Source organism: Rossellomorea marisflavi (assembly GCF_001274775.1).
Taxonomy (GTDB): Bacteria; Bacillota; Bacilli; order Bacillales; family Bacillaceae_B; genus Rossellomorea; species Rossellomorea marisflavi.
Map to the genome: position 1 here is coordinate 336,875 of NZ_LGUE01000004.1, position 13,620 is coordinate 350,494.

At 52.3% G+C, this 13,620-nt stretch carries 14 protein-coding genes; 4 read left to right on the forward strand and 10 right to left on the reverse strand.

Going from position 1 to position 13,620, the window contains the following annotated elements:
* The first annotated feature begins 4 nt into the window (after positions 1-4).
* Both AF331_RS11715 and AF331_RS11720 read left to right on the forward strand, forming a co-directional pair.
* Positions 5-1,456, forward strand: coding sequence for a DUF7305 domain-containing protein (locus AF331_RS11715; RefSeq protein WP_053428294.1), 1,452 nt, complete (start codon positions 5-7; stop codon positions 1,454-1,456).
* A gap of 60 nt (positions 1,457-1,516) precedes the next feature.
* Complete coding sequence (locus tag AF331_RS11720) at positions 1,517-2,017, forward strand: VanZ family protein (protein ID WP_053428295.1); 501 nt, start codon at positions 1,517-1,519, stop codon at positions 2,015-2,017.
* Positions 2,018-2,054: 37 nt separating this feature from the next.
* On the opposite strand, the gene AF331_RS11725 is transcribed toward AF331_RS11720, so the two are convergent.
* Positions 2,055-3,347, reverse strand: a complete 1,293-nt coding sequence (locus tag AF331_RS11725) for a helix-turn-helix domain-containing protein (RefSeq protein ID WP_053428296.1) — start codon at positions 3,345-3,347, stop codon at positions 2,055-2,057.
* Between the two features lie 159 nt (positions 3,348-3,506).
* On the opposite strand from AF331_RS11725, the gene AF331_RS11730 reads away from it, so the two are divergent.
* Entirely contained in the window at positions 3,507-4,745 is a 1,239-nt protein-coding gene (locus tag AF331_RS11730; RefSeq protein ID WP_053428297.1) for an MFS transporter, read from the forward strand.
* Positions 4,746-4,797: 52 nt separating this feature from the next.
* On the opposite strand, the gene AF331_RS11735 is transcribed toward AF331_RS11730, so the two are convergent.
* Together AF331_RS11735 and AF331_RS11740 are read right to left on the reverse strand one after the other, a co-directional pair.
* Positions 4,798-6,399 carry an ABC transporter permease gene (locus tag AF331_RS11735; RefSeq protein WP_053428298.1) on the reverse strand — a complete coding sequence of 534 codons (1,602 nt, stop codon included), beginning with the start codon at positions 6,397-6,399 and terminating at the stop codon, positions 4,798-4,800.
* The gene (locus AF331_RS11740) at positions 6,399-7,286 is read right to left on the reverse strand and encodes an ABC transporter ATP-binding protein (RefSeq protein WP_053428299.1); all 888 of its coding nucleotides are present in this window, start codon (positions 7,284-7,286) and stop codon (positions 6,399-6,401) included. The genes AF331_RS11735 and AF331_RS11740 overlap by 1 nt, the downstream gene beginning before the upstream one ends.
* A 144-nt stretch (positions 7,287-7,430) precedes the next feature.
* Between AF331_RS11740 and AF331_RS11745 the strand changes: the two genes are divergently transcribed.
* On the forward strand, positions 7,431-8,018 hold the full coding sequence (locus AF331_RS11745) for a TetR/AcrR family transcriptional regulator (protein ID WP_053428300.1): 588 nt from the start codon (positions 7,431-7,433) through the stop codon (positions 8,016-8,018).
* Between the two features lie 30 nt (positions 8,019-8,048).
* Here the strand turns inward: AF331_RS11745 and AF331_RS11750 are convergent, their stop codons facing one another.
* The 7 genes from AF331_RS11750 to AF331_RS11780 are packed head-to-tail and all read right to left on the reverse strand — an operon-like array spanning position 8,049 to position 13,569.
* Positions 8,049-8,429, reverse strand: coding sequence for a VOC family protein (locus AF331_RS11750; protein ID WP_053428301.1), 381 nt, complete (start codon positions 8,427-8,429; stop codon positions 8,049-8,051).
* The gene (locus AF331_RS11755; protein WP_053428302.1) at positions 8,429-8,782 is read right to left on the reverse strand and encodes a hypothetical protein; all 354 of its coding nucleotides are present in this window, start codon (positions 8,780-8,782) and stop codon (positions 8,429-8,431) included. The genes AF331_RS11750 and AF331_RS11755 overlap by 1 nt, the downstream gene beginning before the upstream one ends.
* Before the next feature lie 36 nt (positions 8,783-8,818).
* The gene (locus AF331_RS11760; RefSeq protein ID WP_053428946.1) at positions 8,819-9,250 is read right to left on the reverse strand and encodes a VOC family protein; all 432 of its coding nucleotides are present in this window, start codon (positions 9,248-9,250) and stop codon (positions 8,819-8,821) included.
* 39 nt (positions 9,251-9,289) lie between these two features.
* Positions 9,290-10,093 (reverse strand): helix-turn-helix domain-containing protein, encoded by an 804-nt coding sequence (locus AF331_RS11765; RefSeq protein WP_053428303.1) that lies wholly within the window; start codon positions 10,091-10,093, stop codon positions 9,290-9,292.
* 1 nt (position 10,094) lies between these two features.
* Positions 10,095-11,474 (reverse strand): sensor histidine kinase, encoded by a 1,380-nt coding sequence (locus tag AF331_RS11770; RefSeq protein ID WP_053428304.1) that lies wholly within the window; start codon positions 11,472-11,474, stop codon positions 10,095-10,097.
* Positions 11,474-12,142, reverse strand: coding sequence for a response regulator transcription factor (locus AF331_RS11775; RefSeq protein ID WP_053428305.1), 669 nt, complete (start codon positions 12,140-12,142; stop codon positions 11,474-11,476). Before AF331_RS11775 ends, AF331_RS11770 begins: the two co-directional genes overlap by 1 nt.
* Positions 12,139-13,569, reverse strand: coding sequence for an aminotransferase-like domain-containing protein (locus AF331_RS11780; protein ID WP_053428306.1), 1,431 nt, complete (start codon positions 13,567-13,569; stop codon positions 12,139-12,141). The genes AF331_RS11775 and AF331_RS11780 overlap by 4 nt, the downstream gene beginning before the upstream one ends.
* Positions 13,570-13,620 lie beyond the last annotated feature (51 nt).

Consider the following 13,620-nt stretch of genomic DNA (forward strand, 5'->3'; position numbering starts at 1 on the left):
AGTCATGTTTAAAAAACACCTCACGAATGAACGGGGCATGTCCCTTCTGATGGTCCTCCTTCTCATGACCGTCCTGACAGTGCTCGGGATGGGTGTGATGAGCATCGTCATCAATAATACAAAGACCACTTCATCCGAACGGGACAATCAATCCGCCTATTACATCGCTGAAGCCGGCATCACCAAGCAAATGAAAGCTGCTGAGGATGCGGCACGCAAGCTTTACCCACTTCAAACGACCGCAGCCGGATTCTACACCAACCTGGAGTCCCAAATCGTGAAGACGTCGACTCTCACTGATTTTGCCTCTTCATTCGGAGAGAAGCCTTCAGCCAAAGTGACCATCGCCAAGGTATCAGGTGAAAACCCGCGTCAATATAAGATCACCTCTGTCGGTACCATCGGAAAACGTTCCAAGCAGCTGGAGAAGACGTTTACGATCAGCTGGGAGATGAAGGGCGGGCTTCCCCTCAACAAAGACCTGGCCGTATACACCGATACAACCATTTCCCTTTCCGGTGGAGCCCACATCAAAGGTAATATGGGGACGAATTCCAAGGCCGCAAGCACGATTCGATTCGAAGGCGGTGCCGGGATCGACGGGAATATCTATGTACCGAAAGGATCGGAGAATATAGCCATCTACAAACCTGATTATATGAAGGTCCCGCAACCTCAACCATTCAAGGAACAGGCACAGTTTCAGCTACCTCCTTTTCCTTCTTACCCAAGCTACCCGCTCCACCCTAATGTGACAGTGGGAAATGAATACAATAAATATAACGTCATCAACAATGGGGTCCTGCAGGTGGATAACTATCTTGCAGCTGATTATGAGCTCAAGCTCAACAGCAATATTGCCTTCAAAGAAATCAAAATGGGCTCCAATTATACCCTTTATATCAATGTCGGAAGTACGGACAAAGCCATCGTGGTGGATCACCTCAACGTCCAAAACGGACATATCATCCTGAAAGGGACAGGCAAACTCACGATCTACGTCAAGAACGAGATCAGCATGGGATCCGGGAGCACGGTGAATAATGATGGCGACATCAAGCGCCTGAACATCTACCTGGCCAAATCCACCGCATCATCCAACGTCAAACTGGGAGGCAATCAGAAGATCTTCGGTTCCCTCTATGCAGAAAATGCAGATATCGAAATGAACGGAAGCGGCGGATTTCAGGGTCACATTTTCACAGGAGGAAAGAATGTGACCATCACCGGTGGTGCGCGTGCGTATTCCACCCTCATCTACGCTCCGAATTCGACATTTCAAGTACTTGGAGGTGGTACGGTCAAAGGCATGATCGTTTCCAGGTCGTTTGAAGGAGCTGGAGGGGCAGACGTCATCTATGAATCAATCAATCTCAATGAAGTCCCGTTTGCACCAGGCGGAAGTACCGAAATTCCTGTTGGACTCATCACCTCCGACCCGGTCCGGGAGAAATAAACCTCCCAATACTACTAATAATTGGTATAATAGGCGAGGATCTATTCGGAGGTACTTACCATGAAACGCATCATCAAATCGATTATCATCCTAAGCTTTATTGTCTACATCGCTGTCTGCGTGAACCTGCTTTTCCTTGATCAAAGGACATTCGGGGCAAGTGAGATCACGTACGCCCAGTACATCCGCTTCAGCTCGAACTTCATACCGTTCCGTACGATCTGGAGCTATGTGCAGGCTCTCTTCACGGGGTCTCTTCCCCTCAACATCCCGATCACGAACCTGGGAGGGAATCTCATTGCTTTCCTTCCAATGGGTCTTTACCTGCCACTCCTTTTCCGTAGGATGCGCAGTGTCAAAGCGTTGATCCTCACCATGACCATCATGATCCTGGGTGTAGAATCGACCCAGCTCATCACCAAAACGGGAAGCTTCGATGTGGATGACATCATCCTGAACGTCAGCGGCAGCCTGATCGGCTATTGGATCTTTAGGTGGGATTGGGTGCAGAAACTGTTATTCGTATCCAAAGAGAATCCTAAGCGCGGGAAAGCGGCATAAGAAAAGGAACGGGAAGCGTGACTCCCGTTCCTTTTTCTTATAGCTGCTCTTTCCATTTTGCATGAAGGGAACCTTGTGGCTCCTTCATGGCACCGGTTTGAATCATGACTTCTTCGTATACGGAAAGGACAAAGTCCCTTGAAGGATGGTCAACAAGTGGAAGAACGGCCTCTCTTCCAGCAATCGCTTCTTTCCTGGCTTCTTCAGGTTCTCCTTTACGAAGACGGATCAGAGCAGTGTAGGCATACGCTTCTGCTTTGGTGGCGACATCATATGGGTGCCGGGCCATGGGATTCTGTACGTGGACTTGAGATAGATACCCCAATGCCTTGCCATGCTCACCGAGATGGAAATAAGCGATGCCCAGATACAGATTCATATAACTATCCATCACAAGCTTCATCGCCTTGTCTTTAACGGGGTTCTCCTCATAAAGGGCATGAAGGCCAATGATTTCTTCTGGATTTCCTTTTATTAGATAGGCGTGCAGCATCTTTAAAAAGTAATAGGCAAACCGGACTTCTTCTGCATCCGTCATCTGGATGAGCAGCGCCAGACGATCATGGTAGTAGCGGTACCTCTCCATGTCGCCTTGAATCAGGGCAAGATATCCACCGTTTGAAAGGATTTCATGGTCCCGTGTCATATCCCGCGTCCGGGCACTCTCCTGTGCTGCTTCATATAGAAATTCCCTGCCTGCTTCCCGGTTACCGAGAGCCAGGTGAATCCCACCGATGTTGTAAAACACTTTGATCTTAAGTGCGGGGGTCTCTGTCATCTCAGGCTCTGTTTCCATCAACCTTTTGAGCTCCAGGATGGTCTCCAGTGCTTCTTCATACTGACCGTTCAGAAAATGGAACATGGAAAGATCCCGACGGGTCTCCGTCGCTTTTTGCCTGTGCCCCAGGTTGAGAAAGACCCCTTCGGCTTTCTCAATATATTGAGTGGCGCCTGCCTGATCCCCCTTCAGGGCCAATAGATAGGCATACATCTTAAAGACCTCCGCACCGTGGTACGTGTGGGCAATTTCCTCGAGATGAGGATGGATCAGGCCGTACACCCGGTCAGGATCGGTGAATCCTTTTTCCGATAAATACTCCTCGACCTGTCTCCAAAGCTCCTTCGTTTCCCCTTCACTCTCCCCGATCAATTCACTGACGCCCACTTCAAGCATCCGGGCAATATGCCGGAGGTTGTCCATGGTGGGGTTGGATTTCCCATTTTCAATCAGGCTCAACATGCTCACCGAAAGCTTATCGCCGGCCACATCAGCCAGTGTTTTCCCTTTTTGCTTCCGGATCTGCCGAATCCGCTTTCCTATCTGCCCCATCACGCGACACCTCCAACTTTAATGATACTCATTATATCACACTCTGAATCTCCCTTACTCATAAAAATTTTAATTAAATTCAAATTTTCAGTTCCATTCCTTAGAAAATAGTGGTACGATTTTATCAAACTTAAAAACCATAATCTGGAGGTATTTCCATTGAAGGCTTCCCCTACCAAACGGAACATCGTTCTCATGCTCATCAGCGACGTCACATCCACCTATGGCAGCACGGTGTTCAATCTTGCCATGATGTGGTTCATCTATTCGGAAACGGGCTCTGCCTTCGGGGCGTCCGTCATAGCGGCTTTGAGTATGATTGCCATGGTGGTGGCAAGCCCCCTCGCAGGCGTTCTCGTCGATCGTTTTGATCCTGTGAAACTATTGCGGCTTGCGCTTCTTTCCGCGAGCATACTCTTGGGGATTCTGTTCGTCTCCTCCCTATATGTAGAGGGACTCACTCTTGTCTTCATCATCTATGCCGTCGTCTTCCTGCTTTACCTTGCCTACAGCATCACGAATCCAGCAGAAAACAAGGTCGTCCCAAATATCGTAAGTAAAGATAAAGTGGCATCCCTATACGGCATGAAATCCTCCACCAGCCAGCTGTCTTCCCTGGCCGGCAATGCGTCCTCAGGGTTCCTGATCACCTTGTTCTCACTGGCCGGAAGTATACTCATCAACTCGGTCGCCTTCTTGTTCTCTGCCTTGGCATTGACATTCATCCGGGTGCTGAAGCCATTTGATACGGAAGCTGTGCAAGAAGAGCGACCGTCCATGCGCACCCAGATGCGCCAGGGAGTGGAGGCGATCAAAGACCACCCGGTCCTGAAGAAAATTGCCCTCCTTTGTATCGTCATCAACATCGCTTCATTCGGTCCGCTCCTCGTCGTGCTCACGAGCAGTCAGTACGGGGGAGATGCGAAGGACTTCGGCTTCCTGAATTCGGCAGGACTTGTCGGCGGCGTCATTGCCGGGATCATCATCGGGTACATCCAGAAAAAGGTCCGGCCTTCCCTCCTCATGGCGGCAGGCTTTATCTTCTCTGGGGCCCTCCTGGCTGCCATGGCCCTGATCCACACCATGACTATCGCCTTCATCCTTTACGGATTCGCTATGTTCTTCGTCACAACAGCTAATATCATGCTGCAGACGATCATGGCGGTCATCGTCCCGGAGAATCTCCGCGGACGGGTGAACGGGATCCTGACCAGCGCCTCCGTCCTCTTGATTCCGGTGTCCTCCCTATTGATGGGCTGGCTCACGGATCTTGTGGGCGTATCATGGGTCTTCCTGTTCTGCGGGCTATGGATCACGGCCATCGGGTGCGTGACGATGCTCATGAAGGACACGCGGAATATCGATATCGAAGAATCCCTGGAGAGCTCAACAGCCTGACTGTCCCAAATCGAAAAGGCATGAACCGGTCGACGGTCCATGCCTTTTTGTATCACCCTTGGAGATCCCTCTTTCTGTACCCCCATGCACCGACCACCACGAATAGAACGGCGAAGGCACAGGTAAGCAGGAACGGACCTGCCTCGAATGACTCCACCGGCAGACGCGGAATATAGCCGAACGGAGTCAATCGCTTCACCATCTCCGGAAGGTCGAGCATCCCACCGAGGTACACAACCAGGAATGAATAAACAAGATAACCCCAGGTGAAGATGAGGAGCCGTGGCCACACCCCTATGAAAAACGTGCTCACAGCCAGCATGCACCACTGAGCCGGCAGATACACCATACCCGAGGCGATCATATTGGCAAGTGGGATGGGCTCTTCCATCACCATCGATGCCGATGCCCATAAGCCCACGATGGCGAGCAGGATCACGAGGCCACCCCATAGGATCGAGATCAGGACATACTGCCAAAGGACACGCATTCTAGACACCGGACCTGCCAGAAGGTGCTCAAGGGTCCCTTTTTTCTCCTCGCTCCTTACTTTATGAAAGAATAGGAGGGGTGGGATCGTGCCAAGGACAGCGATGACGATCATCATGAGGGTCATGAATTGTTCGGTCAGGCTGTGGCCGGATGCATCGGGAAGCATGGCGGCAAGCTCTTCATTCCCCGACAGGAATGCTTCAAGGTCGCCGAAGACGGAACCATAGGAGACGCCCAGAAGCAGCATGCCGATGCTCCAGGAGATCATCGACGTCCGCTGTATCCTGAGCATGAGACCGAATGGACCGGCAAGCCACCTTGATCCTCGCTCCCTCCCCCCTTTCGCCGGTATCAGACCGCTTCCGATGTCCCTGGAAGCATTCAACCTGAAGCCCAACCAGACCACAAGCACGATCCAGCCCGCCCCAGGGAGGAGCGGCCACCATATATTCTCCACGAAGACCCGGGTTTCAAGGAGCCAGCCGAGGGGGGAACACCAGGTGAGGAACAGATCGCCCACGTCCCCGATGGCCCTCAGTAGATAGGAAAGGCCGAGGAAGGCAAAGCTCCAGCCAAGTGTCCCCACCGTGCTGCCGAATAGCTGTCCCGCTACCAGGGTCACGGTTCCGAAGATCATGCCGGCACTTCCGACGGCGATCCCATAGAGGAGGGAACCGCCGAGGCTTATACTGTCAATCCCAAGGGACACCAGCCCGCCTGTCAAGAAAACGGCCAGACCCCCATTTGCCATGAGGAGGAGCACCAGCACGGCCGACAGATTCGCCGCCCTTCCCACGGGAAGCGCACGGATCATCTCCATCCGTCCATCCTCTTCCTCCCCCCGCGTGTGACGCGAAGCAAGCAGGATGCTCATGATGGCTGCCGCGATCATGGTGAACAACAGCATCTGATGACTGAGCATCGCCCCATCGGTGTAGTCCGACAGGCCGTATCCCTTCCCTACCATGGCGGTCATGGCGGGATTCTTCATCGTTTCCGCCATGGCCTGCCTCTCCTGGTCATTCCCGTACATCCCTGCGTACGACAAAGCGGTCACAATGGTAAGAACCGTTAAGGAGACGACCCATGCGGAAAGGTAGAGCCGATTTCGTCTGAGCATCAGGCTGATCAGGGTCCCCGTTTGATGAAATCGTCCCTCCATCACCCTTCATCTCCTTCATAATGACGCATGAACAGGTCCTCGAGGGTAGGCGGTGAGCTCTCGATCTTCACCAGCCCCTTTTCACTGATGGCCTTCATGATGGAACCAAGCTCATCCCGGTCCGCCTGGAACGTCATGCCTGCACCGGACACCTTCAGGTCATGGACCCCACTCCTCTGCCCAAGATCATCCATGGCCTCCTTCGTTTCAACATAAAGTGTCGTCCGCGTCAGATGACGCAGCTCATCAAGGCTTCCCTGCTCAACCATCGTCCCCTTCCGGATGATCCCCACCCGGTCGCATAATCGCTCGACCTCCGATAAGATGTGGCTCGATAACAGGACGCTGTGCCCCCGCTCCTTCGCTTCGAGCACATACTCCTGGAACACCCTTTCCATGAGGGGATCCAATCCCGACGTCGGTTCGTCGAATATGAACAGCTCCGAATCAGACGCGAATGCCACAATCAGCGCGACCTTCTGACGGTTCCCCTTCGAATAGGTCCTGCACTTCTTCGCCGGATCGAAATCAAAACGCTCCATAAGCTTCTTCAGTCGCGAGGGATCTGCTCCTCCTTTCATCTTCAGGAAGAGGTCGATGACTTCTCCCCCGGTCAGGTTCGGCCAGAGCGTCACATCACCCGGTACATAAGAAAGGCGCTTATGAATCTCGACCGCATCTCTCCACACATCCTTTCCGAAGATGGAGGCTTTCCCTTCCGTCGACCGGAGGATCCCGAGCAATATTCGGATCGTTGTGGATTTTCCGGCTCCATTCGGACCGATGAACCCGTAGATCTCCCCTTGGTTGATGGAGAGCTGGACGTTATTCAGTGCTTGAAACGAACCGAACGTCTTTCTGAGCGCTTCTGTGTGTACAATTTCCATTCTGATACACCCCTCGAAAGTTATGAACTTTTTAAACTACTTTATTTCATAATATACAAATATAACGGATTCCACAACAAGTTTTGAACTTATTCATTTGTTATATTTCATAAAATTAAGTACACTAATGGAGAGGTGAATGAAATGGATGGATTCCAACGCCGTCGCGAACAGAAGAAACAGGCGATCCTTCTTGCCGCCCTGACCCTTTTCATGAAGAATGGCATCCAGAAGGTATCAATCGCTGAAATCGCCAAGGAAGCCGGCGTTTCCCAAGTGACGATCTATAACTACTTTGAAAGCAAGCATCAGTTGACATATGACGTGTTCGTCTTTTACATCGAGAGCGCTTCTTCCCAGTTCGAGGAACTCGTGCACAGTGACCTCCCCTTTCCTGATAAGATCCGCATGATCATGTTCAGTAAAAAAGAGGTCGCCCAGCAGATCCATGAGGAATTTTATCAGTACCTGATGAAACAGTATTCAACAGAAGGAAATCTATTCGAGAACCTTTACGAAGAAAAAGTCGTTCCTTACTTCAGTCAGCTGATCCAGGAGGGAAAAGATCAGGGATACGTGGATGATTCCCTTTCAGAGGACGCGATCCGATTTTACCTGGAGATGCTCAGGACCTATATGCAGAATGAGGAAAACTATACAAAGGCGCTTCCCCTGACGGAGGATATCAACAAAATTTTCTTTTATGGCATCATGAAGGGGAAACAGGAATAGAAAAAGGAGAGTGGCATGCCACCCTCCTTTTTATAGGTTTTCATAGATTTCAAGCAGCGTCCCATCCGGATCGCGGAAATGAGCGACCTTGATGCCCCACTCCTCCTGTTCCACAGGTTCCGTTATGAAATCGACTCTTTCCTTCCATTCCTCATAAGCACGGGCAACATCCGCCACCTTGAAGATCAAGGCCACGCGGTCCGTCCGGGAATCATCTTTCCGGTACACATCGCCGACCGCTTCCGCCATCTGCCTGCGGTCGAAAACCCCGAGCTTCATTCCACCGAACTCGAAGTCCGCATAGTTCGATTCCTCATCTCCCCATGCAACCTTGAAACCGAGCACGTTCCGGTAAAATAGGAAGCACTCTTTATAGCGGTCGACCAAAATCCTTGTATGGGTCAATTCCATCAGAACTCCCGCCTTTCCATGGAGGCATAAAACCGGGCACTGGTGGAGGGCATGAAGGTGACATCGAATCTTGCCACAAGCTCTTTTTTCACCCTGGATGCGAGTCCGCTGCCCTTTTGGTTGAAGGCTTCCTCCATTTCGATTCCACCGGCCCGGAGTTTATCATGGTCCCAATCGATCCATTCCCCGTATGTTTGACCCCACTCATCCAGCTCACTTGATAAAAGATCGGAGAGGCCCACCCCTTCCAACTCGAGGTTGCTTCCGCACGAATGGCACCAGACAGGGTCGGCACCGACATCGCCATCGATCCGGATTGTTGCGGGTGTACCGGTTATACATTCACAGTTCATCATCCTTCATTCCTTTCATCAAAAAAATGCCGACTTTTAAAAAGTCAGCATCGCACCTCGCTCATCGAACGTCGAAGAAGGATTCCACGCCACTTCCCACAGATTCTTCTCCGGGTCGGCAAAATAGGAGGTGCGCCCTCCCCAGAAGGCGTCGCTCGGTTCGCGGAGGATGGTGCCCCCCTTCGACCGGATGGTGTCGATGATGCGGTCGACTTCATCTTTTTCTTCCACGTTGATGGCGAGGGTGACAGGCTTGTAGCCTTCCGTCGGTTTGGCAAGGGGGACACCGGCATCCTTCTCAAGCTCTTCATGAGGGAACAGGGTGAGCATGACCCCGGCCGTTTTGAAGACGGCGTATGTATCCGAACTGAAGTCTGCTTCCTCCCATTCCAGTGATTGATAGAAGGCACGGAGCTTCGGCAGATCCTCCGCCCCCAGTGTGACGAGTGATATTCGCTGTGGAATCATATTCATTTCCCCTTTCCTCTCCATCGTACAGGATCCTCTTCAGGAATGATTGTAAAAATCGGACAGTTTGAGCTGGGACGGGGTCTTCCCCGTCTTCTTCAGGATGTCGTGATAAAGATGGGACTGGTCATAAAAGGAGGCGGACGCTTCCCCGACATTTCTGCCTCCACTTCTCACATAATCCGAGAGAAGGGACTGGAACCGGATGACGGCGCTGAACTTCTTCGGCGTGAGCCCGACGTAGTCTGAGAAAAGCCGGGAGAGGGTCCGGGTGGAAAGGAACTGTTCGCCTGCGACCTCTTTCACGGACAGGATCCCTCTGCCTTCCAGGATCAATCTTACGGCTGCCTCCGCCTGGATGGACCTGGAGGACTGTGTATGGTCCCCGCTTCTTTTCAGAAAAAAAGCATCCAGGGATTCCACACTCAAGTCTGTTTCAGCGAGCTCTGTCAATTCCCTCACAAGTGCCGGTGAAAGATCATCGAGAAGCACCGAGGTGCCGGCGAGAGTCGATGCCTGTTCCCGGATGATGCGATGATACGCCCCCGGATGAAAGCGGATGCCCCATGTGGCCGCCCCGTCCCCTCCCGGACTGACGGCATGGAAATATTCATCAAACATGCCGCAGTAGGACCATTCGTACCGGCCAGTGAGGGCATCCCTGTCATAAATGATGTCGGTGCACCCATCGGGAACGATGACGCTTGATAGCCGCGCACCCTTCCCCTTCATCGGCACCGACTGCCAGTAACAGACGATGTAAGATGTGAGGGCGGGGTGTGGTCGATATTCCCGGTAATCCGTATTGGGACTTGTCATGACAATGGGGCGGAATGGCATCATGTTAATTCTCCTTTGAAGGCAGGGTGATGATGAAGCGCGTTCCTTTACCCAATTCGCTTTCGATGGCCACTTCTCCTCCATGAAGGGAGATGATCTGCCGCACGATGGAAAGGCCGAGGCCGGTCCCCTCTTTCGTGCGAGAATCATCGACGCGGTAAAATTTATCGAACACCTGCGACACTTCATCTTCAGGGATGCCGATTCCCGTGTCGCTGATGATGACCCGGGTCCCTCCGTCCTGCTCGAGGGTGATCCCGATCGTCCCGTCTTCGCGGTTGTATTTAATGGCGTTCGTGAGGAGGTTTTCCCACACGTTCTCCAAAAGCTCTTCATCGGCCCTGACCGTGGCGACCGGGATCTTATAAGAGAGCTCGATCCCTTCTTCATCCATCCGCCAGCGGTACTTCCGGATGACGGCTTTCAGCTGTTCATCCAGACGGTAATCCGTCACCTTGAGAGGATAGGCTTCCTGGTCCAGGGAGGTAAGGAGCAGGAGCTGTTTCGTCAGATTCGACAGCCGCTTCGTCTCACGTTCGATCACCTCGGCATATTCAATCCGTTCTTCCTCTCCTTCTGCGGTCTTCAAGAGATCTGCATAGCCCTGGATGTTCATGAGGGGCGACTGGAAGTCATGGGAAACGGAGCTGATGAACGACTTCCGGGCCCGGTCATTATGAAGGAGCTGATCCTGCATGCGGTGGAAACTCTCGGACAGCTCCCCGATCTCGTCCTTCCGGTGGATATCGATGGGGTAGCTGAAGTTCTCCTGTGACACCTGCCTCGTCGCTTCCGTCAGCTTCGAAATCGGACGGGTAAGCTGCTTAGCGAGCATCATCATCCCGACGATGTTGAGTATCGCGATGACGGCGATGAACCCGGCAAGGACCGTATGAAAGTCCGATGCCAGAAGCTTTGTATCGGACCGGATGAACAGGCCATAGGTGTCTCCGTCGTACTCGAACGGCACGCCCACCGTGTTCTGGAGCTCATTGGAGAAGTGACCGAACATGAAGTTCAGGGTCGAGAAGTTGCTGATGCCGTGATACACATCCCCCTCTGTCAGGACCCGTTCTGCTTCTTCGGGAAACTCTTCATTCTTGAACGGAAGGCCATAGAAACGCTCGTCCCCTTGTCCGTTCGTCACATAAATCTGATAGCCGAGCTTCGAGACGGAATCAAGATACCGGTCGAATGTTTCACCCGAATGATGCATGGCATCAAGCACCTTCACGATCTCCTTGGCCCGGTCCTCCTGCTGCTGGTCGGTTTTCTTCTTCGTGTAGTTCATGTAGAAGACGTTCGCGAGGAAGAAACCCAGCACCGTGCTGACGACCAGGATCAGAAGGGTAGCGGCGATGAACTGCTTGTAGAGTGTCTTCATCATGCCCCCTCCAATCGGTAGCCCACCCCTCGGACCGTATGGATTTCCACGCTTGAGCCGTGCTTTTTCAGGCGGTCCCGGATCCGGTTCATATGGGTGTTGAGGCGGAGCTCGGTCCCTTCTTCCTCAAGGCCCCAGATCTCCTCGATCAATAGCCCCCGGGACGTCACCTTATTGGCCCGTCCCATCAGGGTGTAGAGGATTTCGAATTCCTTCAGGGGCAAGATCAGCGTTTCCTGATTGATGACCACCTCGAAGGTCTTCCGGTTGATGGACGTGTTCCCCATCACGATCTCATCCCGCATACTGCGCTCATAGCGCCTGAGGATCACCTGGACGCGGAACAAAAGCTCCTTCGGTTCGAAGGGCTTCACGATGTAATCCTCCGTCCCGGAAAGAAATCCTTTTTCCTTATCCTCAAGCTGTCCTTTCGCGGTCAACAAGATCACAGGGATGGACAGGTCCTCCGTCAGGATCTTCGTCAGGTCGAACCCATTCATCCCCGGCATCATCACGTCGACGATGGCGAGATCCACCCTTTCTTCCTCCAACAGGTGCAGGGCTTCATCCGCATCCGATGCCTTCAGCACGTGGTAGCCTTCCTTGGTGAGGTGGATGGATACGAGACGCTGGATATGGAGATCATCATCTACCACAAGGATCTTCATGGCGCATCCCTCCTTTCTTCTATGATTTTACGCAATTGGTGTAAGCCGATTTCCATCTCATCCAGCGATGCATACGCAAACGACAAGCGGATGTGATGAGCATCACCAGGGTCATAGATATATCCTGGATTCAAGAGGACCTTCCGCTGCAGTGCCTTCAGAAACAAGGCTTTATTCACAATGGGCGCGTGGAATCGGATCCAGATATAGAAACCTCCAGATGGACGATTCCACGTAGCAATATCCTGATACTGCCGCAATAAGATCTTTTCCATTCGTTCCGCCCTCTCCTGCAGACGCGTACGAAGCCTCTCCACATGCCGATCATACCTTCCGGACATCATCCAGTGAGCGACGATTTCTTGTGAAAACGCACTTGAGCCATAATCGGTCTGCATCTTGATATCAGCGAGTCTCTTGATGACAGGCGTCGGGGCCACGATCCATCCGATTCGAAGACCGGGGCTTAAAGTCTTCGACACACTGCCCAGGTAGAGGACATGGCCAGCTTCATCCATGGCCTTCAACGGTGGGCTGCCTTCCCCGAACTGAAGTTCCTGATACACGTCGTCTTCAATGATTGGAATCCGGGCGTCACGACAGAGGGTGTAGAATGATTTTTTCTCCTCTACTGTCCAACTGTAACCCGTAGGATTATTCAGGGTCGGGACGCAATAAAAAAGGGATTGCCCCTTTAGGCTACGAATCGTGGAAGATAGTGTTTCTGCTCTGTTGACGGCTTGCATCCGCATGCCCGCTGATTGGAACGGATGGACAGAGTTGAGATAGGAGGGACCCTCCTGGAACACCGTCGCCCCTTCCTCCAACAAACCGACGGCGATGAGTTGGAGGGCCTGCAGGGCTCCTGAAACGATCAAGATATTATCAGAGGATACCGTGATACCCCGTTTCTCAAGTCGGGCGGATAGGGCTTCCCGGAGCTTTATGCTGCCTTGTGGCGATGAATATCCGATGGCCCGTGCATCAAGGGTAATGGAACGAAGGGATTCTTCCAGTTCCCTGGCAGGTAGGAGGTCCGGTGACAGTTCTCCTGTGCCGAGTCTGATGATATCGTCTTTTTGCTCATAGTCATTGATCAATTGAATGGTGTGGTAATTGGGCTTGTGGACGCCGGTTTCAATGTGACGCTGCCAGTTTGGACGCGCTTGGTCCATCAGAAGGTTCCATGCATTCCCGGTAACATAGATGCCGGAACCGACCCTCCCTTCAAGATATCCGTCTGCTTTCAACTCATCCAAGGCTGTCTGGATGGTACTTCGGTTCACACCGAATTCTTCTGCAAGCTTCCTTTGAGGGGGAATTCGCATATCGGTGCTCCAATCCCCTCTTTCTATCAAGGCTTTAATCCGATCGGTGATCTGCCGATGAATGCTGATCACGGCGTGACGATTGGGTTTCCAGTCCATCCTGTTCTCCTTTGAAAATTGGATGGGTGAAAAACCATCCAATTGGTTGTT

Excerpts from the sequence above, each read along its gene's own strand:
- AF331_RS11740 (WP_053428299.1), bottom strand. The coding sequence starts at position 7,286 with ATGGAAATTGTACACACAGAAGCGCTCAGAAAGACGTTCGGTTCGTTT.
- AF331_RS11720 (WP_053428295.1), top strand. The coding sequence starts at position 1,517 with ATGAAACGCATCATCAAATCGATTATCATCCTAAGCTTTATTGTCTAC.
- AF331_RS11765 (WP_053428303.1), bottom strand. The coding sequence starts at position 10,093 with ATGATGCCATTCCGCCCCATTGTCATGACAAGTCCCAATACGGATTAC.
- AF331_RS11750 (WP_053428301.1), bottom strand. The coding sequence starts at position 8,429 with ATGGAATTGACCCATACAAGGATTTTGGTCGACCGCTATAAAGAGTGC.
- AF331_RS11780 (WP_053428306.1), bottom strand. The coding sequence starts at position 13,569 with ATGGACTGGAAACCCAATCGTCACGCCGTGATCAGCATTCATCGGCAG.
- AF331_RS11725 (WP_053428296.1), bottom strand. The coding sequence starts at position 3,347 with ATGGGGCAGATAGGAAAGCGGATTCGGCAGATCCGGAAGCAAAAAGGG.
- AF331_RS11755 (WP_053428302.1), bottom strand. The coding sequence starts at position 8,782 with ATGAACTGTGAATGTATAACCGGTACACCCGCAACAATCCGGATCGAT.
- AF331_RS11735 (WP_053428298.1), bottom strand. The coding sequence starts at position 6,399 with ATGGAGGGACGATTTCATCAAACGGGGACCCTGATCAGCCTGATGCTC.
- AF331_RS11775 (WP_053428305.1), bottom strand. The coding sequence starts at position 12,142 with ATGAAGATCCTTGTGGTAGATGATGATCTCCATATCCAGCGTCTCGTA.
- AF331_RS11770 (WP_053428304.1), bottom strand. The coding sequence starts at position 11,474 with ATGAAGACACTCTACAAGCAGTTCATCGCCGCTACCCTTCTGATCCTG.
- AF331_RS11760 (WP_053428946.1), bottom strand. The coding sequence starts at position 9,250 with ATGATTCCACAGCGAATATCACTCGTCACACTGGGGGCGGAGGATCTG.
- AF331_RS11715 (WP_053428294.1), top strand. The coding sequence starts at position 5 with ATGTTTAAAAAACACCTCACGAATGAACGGGGCATGTCCCTTCTGATG.
- AF331_RS11745 (WP_053428300.1), top strand. The coding sequence starts at position 7,431 with ATGGATGGATTCCAACGCCGTCGCGAACAGAAGAAACAGGCGATCCTT.